The following is a 10,145-nucleotide window of genomic DNA, read 5'->3' on the forward strand; positions in this document are numbered from 1 at the left end:
AGCTTAGGCGGGTTCAGTCGTCGCCCGACGGGATCAATTGCTGCGCGGCACCGGCGCAGATCAGGTAGACCGAGGTGATCACCAGGCCCCAATGCGCCCAGCTTTCGGGGTGGAAGTTCACCCAAGCGGACCAGCCCGCGAAGAAGGTCCATGCCAGCGCCATGGGCAGCGTCACGGGACGCCAACGCTCGGTCCGGACGGGGTGGACGAATTTGATCGGCAGAAACATCGCTGCGGCAAGGATCGTGACCACGATCAGGCTGATCCACCACTCGGGCTGCAAGGCAAAGAGCACCAGCACCAGCATGTTCCAGCAGCCGGGGAAACCTTTAAAGGAATTATCATTTGTTTTCATTCGCGTGTCAGAGAAATACATGACACTGGCGAAGGTGATGATAATGATCATCGCCCAACCGCTCCAGCCGTCCATCAGCCCCGAGGTAAAGAGCGCGAAGGCCGGGATGAAGACATAAGTCAGATAATCGATGATCAGATCCATCAAGACGCCATCGAACTCAGGCGCGTTGGTCTTCACGTCATATTTGCGCGCCAGCGGCCCGTCGATGCCATCGACGAAAAAGGCGATCACCAGCCATAGAAACATGAGGTCCCATTTCTCTTCCACGGCGGCGAGCATGGCGAGCATGGCCAGCACTGCTCCGGTGGCAGTGAAAAGGTGAACGAAGAGGGCGCGCATCTGTATGGTCATGCGTCTGCATCGCAAATCCGCCGAGGGGATGCAAAGGAAACTCTGGCCCCGATGGCAAAAACCAGCGTAGCGGGGGCAGGGCGGGGCAGCTGCGCTTGACGCGATCGGCGGTGGGCGCAGGAAATATGGCCAAGTCCCGCGCACCGGGTTGACGGCTACCGCGATTCCCCTTAAAGCCAGCGAACCAATTCAGGGTCGGCTCTGCGCGGCCCCCACGTTATGTGTGTTTCCGGATCGCTGGAAGGACACAACAGCAAAAGGATGAACCCATGTCGCGCCGTTGCGAATTGACCGGAAAAGGCCCGATGACGGGCAACAACGTAAGCCACGCCAACAACCGTACACGCCGTCGGTTCCTGCCGAACCTCAACGACGTGTCGTTGCAGTCCGAAGCTCTGGGCCGCGCGTTCAAACTGCGCATCTCTGCCGCAGCCCTGCGCAGCGTTGACCACCGTGGTGGTCTGGACAAGTTCCTGGCAAAAGCCAAAGACGTTGAACTGTCCGACAACGCGTTGAAAATCAAAAAGGCCATCGCGAAATCCAGCGCGACTGCCGATGTGCTGAGCTAAGGCTTACCGCATAGAGATTGGGGCCTCGATCCGAAAGGATCGGGGCCTTTTTCGTTTTGGTCTTAGGGATTTGTTAGGGTTTCCGGCCTATCAGGGGCTAGGGCCGTGGCGGCTCGGGGTAATTTTCTTGCGCAGGGGCATGTTTTTATTCGGGAAACCTTAGACAGGCGCGCTAATTGATCTTCCGACAATTGTTGTTCTGGCCATGCTACCTGCCGAGCGGGGTTCAGACAGTGCATCAAGATCGGAGACTCCATGACCGACCCCACACCCGGCACGTCCAGTTCCACTACGCCACCCGATACGAATGAGATTGAGACTGATTTCGAGGTCGGCCAAGACAATATCGACGGATCCCTCGGCCCGTTGGGTTTTGACATTCACAACCCGGTCTTCATGGTCTCGGGCCTAACGGCGGTGGCTTTTGTGCTGCTGACCATGCTCTTCCCGGATCAGGCCGGGGTGGTCTTCCTCGCGGTTCGTGATTTCGCCACGACCAAGCTGGATTGGCTGTTCATGATCATCGTGAACATCTTCGTTCTGTTCTGCATCGCGCTGATCTTCATGCCGATTTCAAAGGTCAGGCTCGGCGGGCAAGAGGCCGTGCCGGAATATTCCTATCTGGCGTGGTTCGCCATGCTTTTTGCCGCGGGCATGGGCATCGGCCTGTTGTTCTTTGGCGTGCTCGAACCGGTGTACCATATGAACGTCTCCGGCCCGCTGGGGGTGCCCCTGCCGATTGCCGAGGATGGGTCGATCATCCCCGAGAATGTGGAGGCTGCCCGCGCCATGGGTCTTGCGGCGACCTTTTATCACTGGGGGCTGCACGGTTGGGCGGTCTATGCGATCATGGCGCTGGCCTTGGCGCTCTTCACCTATAACAAGGGGCTGCCCTTTTCGATCCGGTCGTGCTTCTACCCCCTGCTGGGGGATCGGGTCTGGGGCTGGCCGGGGCATATCATTGATATTCTGGCGGTTTTCGCGACGCTCTTTGGTCTCGCGACATCGCTTGGCCTTGGCGCGCAGCAGGCCAATGCAGGGTTCAACTTCGCCTTCGGGCTCGAGATTTCGACCAATGTGCAGGTGATCATCATTCTCTTGGTGACCGCCGTGGCGCTGGTGTCGGTCTGGCGCGGGCTGGATGGCGGGGTAAAGATCCTGTCTGAGCTGAACATGATCGTGGCGGTCCTATTCTTCCTCTTCGTGCTTTTCGTCGGCCCGACGCTGGTGGGGCTCGACGGGTTCTGGACCGGTCTGTTGGCCTATACGCAAGAGATCATCCCGCTCTCCAATCCATTCGGCCGGGAGGATGATTCCTACCGTGAGGGTTGGACCGCGTTCTATTGGGCCTGGTGGGTCTCCTGGGCGCCTTTCGTGGGCATGTTTATCGCGCGCGTCTCGCGCGGGCGCACGGTGCGGGAGTTCATCATCTGCGTGTTGTTGATCCCGTCGCTGATCATCTTCATCTGGATGGGCGTCTTTGGCGGCATCGCGATTGACCAGATCCTTGCCAGCCCTGAGACATCGCTGGTCAAGGCCAATGTGATCGACAGCTATTCGCCGGAACTCTCGCTTTTCGGGATGCTGAATGAACTTCCCTTTACCAAGATCGCGTCGACCATCGCGATCCTTCTGGCGCTGGTGTTTTTCGTCACCTCCTCGGATTCGGGCTCGCTGGTTGTCGATACGATCACGGCGGGTGGCAAGATTGATGCCCCGGTGCCACAGCGTATCTTCTGGTGCATCGTCGAAGGGTTGATCGCCATCGTGCTGCTGATCGGCGGCGGGCTGTCGGCGCTGCAGGCCGGGGTCACCGCGACGGGGGTGCCTTTTGCGATCCTGATGCTGGTGATGTGTTACACGATCTACAAAGGGTTGCGCAGCGAACCGCGCTGATGGCCCGTGGCGCGCCGGTGGTTAGCGGCGCGCCTCAAGCACTTCGGCCACCCATTCCGGCACTGTCTGGCTGGCGGGCCCGATGCGATGTTCGGCGAACTGATTGCCCACGGCGGAGCGTTCGAGATTGAATTCTATCGTATGCGCCCCGGCGCGGCGGGCCTCGGCGACGAAACCGGCAGCGGGGTAGACATTGCCCGATGTGCCGATGGCGGCAAAAATATCCGCTTCGGCCAGATGATCGAAAAGCGCGTCCATCTCATAGGGCATCTCACCGAACCAGACGATATCGGGCCGCGCGGCGGGGGCACCGCAGGCGGGGCAGGGATCGCCCGGCGCCATGACCATGGGCGCGGGCCAGCGGTGATCGCAAGCGGCGCAGAGCGCGCCTTTGAGCGCGCCATGCATATGCATGACCTGCCGCGAGCCGCCCTGTTCGTGCAGATCGTCGACGTTCTGGGTGATCACCACCACCTCGCCGTCCAACTCGGCCTCCAGCCGGGCGAGGGCGCGGTGCGCGGCGTTGGGGGCCACTTCGGCGGCCTGCGCGCGGCGGGCGTTGTAGAAGTCGACCACCAGTTTGGGATTGCGGGCGAAACCTTCGGGCGTCGCCACGTCTTCGACCCGGTGCTGCGCCCAGAGGCCATCTGAGGCGCGGAAGGTCTCAAGCCCGCTTTCGGCAGAAATACCCGCGCCGGTGAGGATCACGATCTTGGTCATGGGGCATTATTCTCCGATAGGGTCCATGTCTTCAAGCAGGTGTAAGCCGTCGGCCAGCCAGGGCAATTGCGCGATGGCAGGGGCGATCATATGGGTCTGCATCAACTGTCGCAGGGTCTGAGCAATGTCGCGCGGCACGGGGCCGGACCATTCCGCACCCGCGAAGAGAGAGATGGTGCGCGCAGGCGGTTGGGCCTGTGCCGCCGCAGGCAGGGGGTGCGCGGCGAGGCGGTCGTGAAAACGGGCGGCGCGCATGTATCCCAAGGGCGTGGTCATCGCCCAGCCGATGCCGCGGGCCACCATGGCCATCAGGGCCAGATGGCTGCCAATCTCGAAACGGGCGGGCAGGTTGTGTCTCTCTGATGCAAGATGCGCCTCGATCTGCCGCGCGATCAACTGATCGGCGGCATAGCGCAGGAAGGGCAGATCGGTGGCGCCGCGCAGCAGGGCGTCGGGATCGGCGGACGTGCCCGCGGGGGTAACGAGGATAAACGGATCGCGGGCCAGCGGGTATTCCAGAACCCCCGCCATCGGCCCGTCGATCTGCGCCGAGAGTGCCATATGCAGGCTCTTGTCGCGCAGCGCCCCAGCCAATTCATTGCTGCCTGCGGTGATCATCCGAAAGCGGCATCCGGTCAAGCTGTCGCCAAGGATCGTGGCAAGGCGCGGGGTCAGGTCATCATCGAAATCGTCGATCACGCCGAGGTTCAGCGCCTCCAAATGGGCCAGATCCATTACCGTGACTTCACTCTGCGCTTGGCGCAATTCGCTGAGCGCCTGTTCGGCCCGGCGCAGGAACATCTGCCCGGCTGGGGTCAATCGCATGGGGCGGCGGGTATGGTCGACCAGTTCCGCGCCGATGGCGGCTTCGAGGTTGCGCATCTGCTGGCTGACGGCGGGCTGGCTGAGCCCCGTGGCCTCGGCCGCCTGCGCCACCGATCCGCTCCGCGCCAGCGCCTCAAACACTTCGATGCCCCGCAGGGTGATGCCCTTGTTCAGCATATGGTCCCATCTCTTTCGGAACTTGTGAAACCATGGGAAGGTCAGGTCAAGCCTTTGCCCAAGCAAGCGGCAGCCTCTCGGACGGTTCCATGAAAGCGACGCCGCCCGTCTTGAAGCCACCGGTAAAGCCGCGCAGACTGCGCGAAAATGAGGAGCCTTTTGAATGAAAATCGCCACAGCCGCCTATCCGCTCGATGTTCTGACATCATGGGCGCAGTACGAAGACAAGCTGGCCCATTGGGTCGCCGAGGCGGCGGTGCAGGGGGCGGAACTGCTGGTTTTTCCTGAATATGCGGCGATGGAACTGGCGACGCTCGACGGGGCCGAGGTGGCGGGCGATTTGGAACGGTCGCTCTTTTCGGTGTCGGACAAGCTTGAGGAGGCGGACCGGCTGCATGTGAAACTCGCCGCCGAGCATAACGTGCATATCGTGGCCGGCTCAGGCCCCGCAGCGACTGAGAGCCGCCCGGTGAACCGTGCCCGGCTGATCACGCCCACGGGGCAGATCGGCGTGCAGGACAAGCAGATCATGACCCGTTTCGAGCGCGAGGAATGGGGCGTGATCGGGGGCAATGCGCTTCAGGTCTTTGACACGGCGATTGGCAAGATCGGGGTACTCATCTGCTATGACAGCGAGTTTCCCCTGCTTGGCCGTGCGCTGGCAGAATGTGATGTGATCTGCGTGCCCAGTGTCACCGAAACGCTCGCGGGCTATTGGCGCGTGCGCATCGGCTCCATGGCGCGGGCGCTTGAGAATCAGTGCATCACCGCCATGTCCTCGGTCGTAGGCAAGGCCGATTGGTCCGAGGCTTTGGGGCAATCCTATGGCGCGGGCGGGATTTTCTGCCCTCCGGATCGCGGCTTCCCGCCCACGGGGATTTTGGGTGTGCGCGAGGTTAACGCCCCCGGCTGGACCGTGGCGGACGCCGATTTGGCGCAGGTCGCCGAGGTGCGCGCGGATGGCATCGTGCTTAACCGAAGGGACTGGCAAGACCAGATTGGCCGCGACGGAAAGGCGATAAACGTCGCTTTGCGCTGAATCCCCCTTGAAAAAGCGCGAAAATGCGCCCATTTAAGCCTGCGCCCTCGTTTTGGAGGGTTTTGTGCTCAAGGAGAGACCATGGCCAAGGAAGATACGCTCGAATTTCCCGGTGTCGTGAAGGAACTCCTGCCTAACGCGACGTTTCGGGTCGAGCTGGAAAACGGCCATGAGATCATCGCGCATACGGCAGGCAAGATGCGGAAAAACCGCATCCGTGTTCTGGCTGGCGACAAGGTTCAGGTGGAAATGACACCCTATGATTTGACCAAGGGTCGGATCAACTATCGCTTCAAGTAAGCGGCACCGCGTTCGCGCGTTGCGCGGCGCAGGCGGGGCCGTGCGCGGCCCCGACCGGGCCGCCGGCCTCAGGCAAAGAGGCCCATAAGATGCAATTCATTCTTGGATCAGGATCGCCGCGCCGGTTGGAGCTTTTGGCCCAGATCGGCGTGACCCCCGATGCCATTCGCGCCCCCGACATCGACGAGACCCCCCACAAGGCCGAACTGCCGCGCCCCTATTGCGCCCGAATGGCGCGCGAGAAAGTGGCGGCGGTGCCCGCGGGCGCGGAGGATATCGTGCTTTGCGCCGATACCACCGTGGCGCTCGGGCGGCGCATTCTCGGCAAGCCCGAGGATGAGGCCGAGGCCGAAGCCTTTTTGCGGCTGATGTCGGGCCGTCGGCATAAGGTGGTTACCGCCGTCGCCGTCAAGCGGGGCGAAAAGCTGTGGCAGCGCGATGTGCAAAGCAGCGTGAAGATGAAATCCCTGTCCGAGCCTGAGATTCGCCGCTACCTCGCCACGGGCGATTGGCGCGGCAAGGCGGGCGGCTATGGCATTCAGGGCCCCGCGGGCGCGTTGATCCCTTGGATCAGCGGGTCATTCACTGCAATTGTCGGCCTGCCATTGGCAGAGGCTGCGAACCTGCTGCAAGCCGCAGGCTACCCATTTGACGGAAGGACGCCATGAAAGGCCGTACGATTATTCTCGACCATCTCGGTGATATCGAGGCCGCCGCCCTGATGGTGGACGGCAAGCTGGATGATTTTCTGATCGACAGCGACGGGCCGCGCGTCGGCACCGTTTATCGTGCGATTGCGGATCGTCCGGTCAAGGGGCAGGGGGGCATGTTCCTCAAGACCCCCGATGGCCCGGCGTTTCTGCGGCAGATCAAGGGGCTGGCTCCCGGTCAGACGATTCTTGTGCAGGTCTCGGGCCATGCAGAGCCGGGCAAGGCGATCCCGGTGACCAATAAGCTGCTCTTCAAGTCGCGCTATGCCATCGTGACGCCGGATGCGCCGGGGCTAAACATCTCGCGCTCTATCAAGGACGAGGAAGAGCGCGACCGGCTGCTGGAAATCGCCCATGAGGTGGCGGGCGGGTCCGATCTGGGCCTGATCCTGCGGTCCTCCTGCGCCGGGGCCGATGCCGAGGATATTGCCGAGGATATCGCCAATATGCTTAGCTTGGCGGATACCGTGGCCAATGATGACGCGCAACAGATGGAGGTGCTGAGCGAAGGCGATGGTCCGCATCTGCTCGCTTGGCGCGATTGGACCGCGCCCGCCGAGGTGGTGACCGAGGCCGGTGGTTTTGACGACCACGGCGTTCTGGAAGAGCTCGACCGCGTGGCCTCGGCGCAGGTGCCGCTCGGCGGCGGCGCGTCGATCTTTGTTGAGCCGACACGTGCGTTGGTTGCGGTCGATGTGAACACCGGCAACGATGCCTCGCTCGCCGCCGGGGTGAAGGCCAATATGGCCTGCGCCAAAGCGCTGCCGCGTGCCCTGCGTCTGCGCGGGCTTGGCGGGCAAATCACGCTCGACCTCGCGCCCATGCCCAAGAAGGACCGCCGGACGTTTGAAAGCGCCCTACGTGCTGCTTTCCGCGCCGACGATGTGGATACGACGCTGGTCGGCTGGACGCCTCTGGGCCATTACGAGCTGCAACGCAAACGCGCCCGCCCGGTGCTGGCAGGGGCAGGCCAATGAGCTGCCCGATCTGCAAATCCGAAACCGTCAAGGCGCATCGCCCCTTCTGCTCGCGCCGCTGCGCCGACATCGATCTGGGCCGCTGGTTCAACGGCAGCTACGCCGTCCCCTCGCGCGACCCCGAAGACGTGGAAGCCGCCATTGACGCCGCCGAAGCGGCACAAGACCGTCCCGCAAAGCCCCATTAACACAGGAAAATTTGCGTTTTTTGAAAAGAAGTGGGTTTCAGGGCAAAATGGGGCTGGACACCCCGCGCCACAGGTCCTAGAACCCGCTCACCCGACCTCGAAAGAGGTGACCCGTGCCCGGGTAGCTCAGGGGTAGAGCAGTGGATTGAAAATCCTCGTGTCGGTGGTTCGATTCCGCCCCCGGGCACCATTTTTACTAAAACAGACAGACCGTAACCCTCGCTGCCCAACGCGCGTGATTTCCCTCACAACGGAACCCGCGCCTCCTTCCCAACGTTGTTCCCCTACCCAGATAGAGGAGAGCAACCATGGCAAATGACGACCAAGCAAAAGGCAAGGCGAAAGACATCGGTGGCAAACTGAAAGAAGAAGCCGGCGATGCCACGGGCAACGAAGACCTGAAGCACGAAGGTCAGGCCGATCAGGCCGAGGGCAAAGTGCAAAAGGGTGTCGGTGACGCCAAGGACAAACTATCTGATTGATTGCAAAAGCGCGCCTCTTACCGGAGGCGCGCTTTCTCTATTCGGGCTGCTGCCCGCGCTCTCACCTTTTGATGATGATATAGAGCGCATGGGCGATCCCGGGCAGGTAACCCAGCAAGGTCAGGAGAATGTTAATCCAGAAGTGCTTTCCCAGACCTTCCTGCAAGAACACCCCAAGAGGGGGCAGTAGGATAGCGATGATGATGCGAATGATGTCCATAGTGTCACGCCGGGTTCGCCGGGCTCCTTTCCAAACAGATTAAACTTTGCCCTAAGCTAGCTCCCGAGCATCACACGGCCAGTGGCGACGCGCCGAGCGGGGCGCAAGTAACACTCGCCGCAGCATGGGTTTTGCGGCAAACTACCAAACAGCCAGAGGAGGGGTAGGGTGGAGCCAGTCAGGATCATGTGGCGCCAGATCATGGAGATGGCGCGAGAGACAATCGCACTTTTGCCGCAGATCGCTGTCGCAACCCTCGTATTGATGTTGACCTGGGCCATGGTCGCGCTTGGCCGGTCGCTGGTCGGCAAAACCCTGTCCAAGACCAAGCTGCGCCCGAGCCTTCAGGACCTCTTTACCCTTTTGACGTCTATCCTCATCTGGGTCTTCGGCATCATGATCGCGGCCGTGATCGTCTTTCCCGGGCTCACGCCTGCCAGCATTCTGGCGGGGCTCGGCATCGGGTCGGTCGCCATTGGCTTCGCTTTCAAGGACGTCTTTGAGAATTTCCTCGCCGGGATCATCATCCTCTTTCGCCGGGAAATGCGCATGGGGGATCATATCGAATGCGAGGGGATCGAGGGCAAGGTCACCCATATCGCCATTAGAGAGAGCCATATCCGCCAGACGGACGGGCAGCTGGTGATCGTGCCCAATGCAATGCTCTTTAAGAACCCCGTCTATGTGCGCACGGATCAAACGCACCGTCGGCAAACCGTGATCTGCGGGGTGGCCTATGATGTCGATCTGGGTGAAGCGCGGGCGGTGATCTCCGAAGCGGTCGCGCGCTGCGAGACGGTAGAGCAGGGGGAGCATCCGATTCAGGTCTTCGCCCAAGAGTTCGGGGAGTCCTCCATCAATTTCGAGGTCACTTGGTGGACAGGCTCAGCCCCGGTCGAGCAGCGACGTTCTCGGGATGAGGTGGTGACCGCGGTGAAACGGGCGCTGGACGAGGCAGGGCTGGAGATTCCTTTCCCCTACCGCACTCTCACCTTCAAAGAGCCGCTTCCGCTCAGTCGGGCGGAGGGGGATGCAGGGGGGTAGGGCCTGTGCTGCGAGTCGCCGATTTTGCCCTGTGGTCCCGTGAATCGCGGTCGATTCATGGGCCCGCGTGGAAGCTGTCCGCTCAGATAGGGCAGGGGAGGCTAACTCCGGCGCGTTAGATGCGGAAAATTAGCACGCCATTTCAGCATCTTGCCGAAAAGTTCCCCGAAATCTCATCTTTTCTCAACTTTCTGCTTGCGGCTTTGTCTCAGTAACCTTAGAACCCCCTCTACCGGCGGCGCTGAGACGCACCGCTGGGGCGCCAGACGGGGCGGACGGCAGCGGAGAC

The 10,145-nt window shown here is 61.7% G+C and carries 13 protein-coding genes and 1 tRNA gene; 10 read left to right on the forward strand and 4 right to left on the reverse strand.

Annotation, left to right across the window (positions count from 1 at the left end; translation table 11 throughout):
• Nucleotides 1–13: 13 nt before the first annotated feature.
• A complete protein-coding gene (locus tag ACGYLA_RS10695) occupies nt 14–709 on the reverse strand; it encodes a CDP-alcohol phosphatidyltransferase family protein (RefSeq protein ID WP_394432311.1) in 696 nt (231 codons plus the stop codon).
• A 269-nt stretch (nt 710–978) separates the two neighbouring features.
• Here ACGYLA_RS10695 and rpmB point away from each other — a divergent pair, with 269 nt between their 5' ends.
• Nucleotides 979–1,278, forward strand: coding sequence for a 50S ribosomal protein L28 (gene rpmB / locus ACGYLA_RS10700; RefSeq protein ID WP_067268014.1), 300 nt, complete (start codon nt 979–981; stop codon nt 1,276–1,278).
• A gap of 255 nt (nt 1,279–1,533) precedes the next feature.
• On the forward strand, nt 1,534–3,174 hold the full coding sequence (locus ACGYLA_RS10705; protein WP_394432313.1) for a BCCT family transporter: 1,641 nt from the start codon (nt 1,534–1,536) through the stop codon (nt 3,172–3,174).
• Nucleotides 3,175–3,195: 21 nt separating this feature from the next.
• On the opposite strand, the gene ACGYLA_RS10710 is transcribed toward ACGYLA_RS10705, so the two are convergent.
• Both ACGYLA_RS10710 and ACGYLA_RS10715 read right to left on the reverse strand, forming a co-directional pair.
• Nucleotides 3,196–3,894, reverse strand: coding sequence for an NAD-dependent deacylase (locus ACGYLA_RS10710; protein ID WP_394419822.1), 699 nt, complete (start codon nt 3,892–3,894; stop codon nt 3,196–3,198).
• A 6-nt stretch (nt 3,895–3,900) separates the two neighbouring features.
• Nucleotides 3,901–4,896, reverse strand: a complete 996-nt coding sequence (locus ACGYLA_RS10715; RefSeq protein ID WP_394432315.1) for a LysR family transcriptional regulator — start codon at nt 4,894–4,896, stop codon at nt 3,901–3,903.
• A 163-nt stretch (nt 4,897–5,059) separates the two neighbouring features.
• On the opposite strand from ACGYLA_RS10715, the gene ACGYLA_RS10720 reads away from it, so the two are divergent.
• The 7 genes from ACGYLA_RS10720 to ACGYLA_RS10750 all read left to right on the forward strand — a co-directional run bounded on the left by ACGYLA_RS10720 (nt 5,060) and on the right by ACGYLA_RS10750 (nt 8,592).
• Nucleotides 5,060–5,935 (forward strand): carbon-nitrogen hydrolase family protein, encoded by an 876-nt coding sequence (locus ACGYLA_RS10720; protein ID WP_394419823.1) that lies wholly within the window; start codon nt 5,060–5,062, stop codon nt 5,933–5,935.
• A gap of 81 nt (nt 5,936–6,016) precedes the next feature.
• On the forward strand, nt 6,017–6,235 hold the full coding sequence (gene infA, locus ACGYLA_RS10725; RefSeq protein ID WP_005978431.1) for a translation initiation factor IF-1: 219 nt from the start codon (nt 6,017–6,019) through the stop codon (nt 6,233–6,235).
• Between the two features lie 89 nt (nt 6,236–6,324).
• Nucleotides 6,325–6,903 carry a Maf family protein gene (locus ACGYLA_RS10730; protein WP_394414317.1) on the forward strand — a complete coding sequence of 193 codons (579 nt, stop codon included), beginning with the start codon at nt 6,325–6,327 and terminating at the stop codon, nt 6,901–6,903.
• On the forward strand, nt 6,900–7,922 hold the full coding sequence (locus tag ACGYLA_RS10735; RefSeq protein WP_394432318.1) for a ribonuclease E/G: 1,023 nt from the start codon (nt 6,900–6,902) through the stop codon (nt 7,920–7,922). The genes ACGYLA_RS10730 and ACGYLA_RS10735 overlap by 4 nt, the downstream gene beginning before the upstream one ends.
• Entirely contained in the window at nt 7,919–8,110 is a 192-nt protein-coding gene (locus ACGYLA_RS10740) for a DNA gyrase inhibitor YacG (RefSeq protein WP_394432320.1), read from the forward strand. The genes ACGYLA_RS10735 and ACGYLA_RS10740 overlap by 4 nt, the downstream gene beginning before the upstream one ends.
• Nucleotides 8,111–8,225: 115 nt before the next feature.
• Nucleotides 8,226–8,300, forward strand: a tRNA-Phe gene (locus ACGYLA_RS10745).
• A gap of 118 nt (nt 8,301–8,418) precedes the next feature.
• On the forward strand, nt 8,419–8,592 hold the full coding sequence (locus ACGYLA_RS10750; RefSeq protein WP_082852044.1) for a CsbD family protein: 174 nt from the start codon (nt 8,419–8,421) through the stop codon (nt 8,590–8,592).
• A gap of 61 nt (nt 8,593–8,653) precedes the next feature.
• Here the strand turns inward: ACGYLA_RS10750 and ACGYLA_RS10755 are convergent, their stop codons facing one another.
• Nucleotides 8,654–8,812 (reverse strand): YqaE/Pmp3 family membrane protein, encoded by a 159-nt coding sequence (locus tag ACGYLA_RS10755; RefSeq protein WP_394432322.1) that lies wholly within the window; start codon nt 8,810–8,812, stop codon nt 8,654–8,656.
• 186 nt (nt 8,813–8,998) lie between these two features.
• Here ACGYLA_RS10755 and ACGYLA_RS10760 point away from each other — a divergent pair, with 186 nt between their 5' ends.
• Complete coding sequence (locus ACGYLA_RS10760) at nt 8,999–9,856, forward strand: mechanosensitive ion channel family protein (RefSeq protein WP_394432324.1); 858 nt, start codon at nt 8,999–9,001, stop codon at nt 9,854–9,856.
• Nucleotides 9,857–10,145: the final 289 nt, after the last annotated feature.

This window comes from Sulfitobacter sp. 1A13679 (assembly GCF_043557115.1).
Classification (GTDB): domain Bacteria; phylum Pseudomonadota; class Alphaproteobacteria; order Rhodobacterales; family Rhodobacteraceae; genus Sulfitobacter; species Sulfitobacter faviae.